Source organism: Pseudomonas sp. S1(2024), from assembly GCF_046557535.1.
On the sequence record NZ_JBKGFP010000013.1, the window covers coordinates 1 to 1,304 of the forward strand.

Here is a 1,304-nt window from a genome sequence, read left to right on the forward strand (position 1 = left end):
GGCCCTTTCGCCGGCAAGCCAGCTCCCACCTCGACCGCATCGACCTCAAGCCCTGTGCAGTACCTGTGGGAGCTGGCTTGCCGGCGATGGGCTGCACAGCAGCCCCCTCTGCAACATCCGGTAACGCCTATGTAGATGAGTCGGAAAATGGGATTCACTACCATTTGCGCCTCTCATACGATCCGAGGAGTGCTTTCCATGTTGCCACGCAAGCCCCTACTGGCCGCCCTGGCCCTGACCCTGTTCGGCGGCACCGCCCAGGCAGCGGACGAAGTGGTGGTGTACTCCTCGCGCATCGATGAGCTGATCAAGCCGGTGTTCGATGCCTATACCGCCAAGACTGGGGTCAAGATCAAGTTCATCACCGACAAGGAAGCCCCGCTGATGCAGCGCATCAAGGCCGAGGGCGAAAACGGCGTGGCCGACCTGCTGCTGACCGTCGATGCCGGCAACCTGTGGCAGGCTGAGCAGATGGGCATCCTGCAGCCGATCAAGTCCGACATCATCGACCAGAACATCCCGTCGCAGTACCGCGCCTCGTCCCACGACTGGACCGGCCTGAGCCTGCGCGCGCGCACCATCATCTACTCCACCGAGCGGGTCAAGCCGCAAGAGCTGAGCACCTACGAAGCCCTGGCCGACAAGCAGTGGGAAGGCCGCCTGTGCCTGCGCACGGCGAAGAAGGTGTACAACCAGTCGCTCACCGCCACCCTGATCGAGACCCACGGCGAGGCGAAGACCGAGCAGATCGTCAAAGGCTGGGTCAACAACCTGTCCACCGACGTGTTCTCCGACGACAACGCAGTGATCCAGGCCATCGAGGCCGGCCAGTGCGATGTGGGCGTGGTCAACACCTACTACTACGGTCGCCTGCACAACCAGAACCCGAAACTGCCGGTGAAAATCTTCTGGCCCAACCAGGGTGACCGTGGCGTGCACGTGAACCTGTCGGGCATCGGCCTGACCAAGCATGCGCCACACCCGGAGGCAGCGAAGAAGCTGGTTGAATGGATGACTGGTGAAGAGGCGCAGAAGCTGTTCGCCGACATCAACCAGGAGTTCCCGGCCAACCCGAAGGTCAAGCCATCGGAAGAAGTGGCAGCGTGGGGCAGCTTCAAGGCTGACAGCATTCCGGTTGAAATCGCTGGCAAGCGCCAGGCTGAAGCGATTCGCCTGATGGATCGGGCTGGCTGGAACTAAGCGCCAGGCTTTATCCTTCCGGGGCCTTTCAGGGCCTCTTCGCGGGCATGCCCGCTCCCCCCAGAGTACTCCCTCTCCTCGGGGGAGGGCACTCCCACAAAAGA

General features: G+C 62.3%; 1 protein-coding gene. It reads left to right on the forward strand.

The window, feature by feature from the left end; all coding sequences use genetic code 11:
- The first annotated feature begins 198 nt into the window (after positions 1–198).
- Positions 199–1,200: an extracellular solute-binding protein gene (locus ACLCGK_RS06145; RefSeq protein ID WP_013974718.1), complete on the forward strand. Its 1,002-nt coding sequence runs from the start codon at positions 199–201 to the stop codon at positions 1,198–1,200.
- Positions 1,201–1,304 lie beyond the last annotated feature (104 nt).

Excerpts from the sequence above, each read along its gene's own strand:
- ACLCGK_RS06145 (WP_013974718.1), top strand. The coding sequence starts at position 199 with ATGTTGCCACGCAAGCCCCTACTGGCCGCCCTGGCCCTGACCCTGTTC.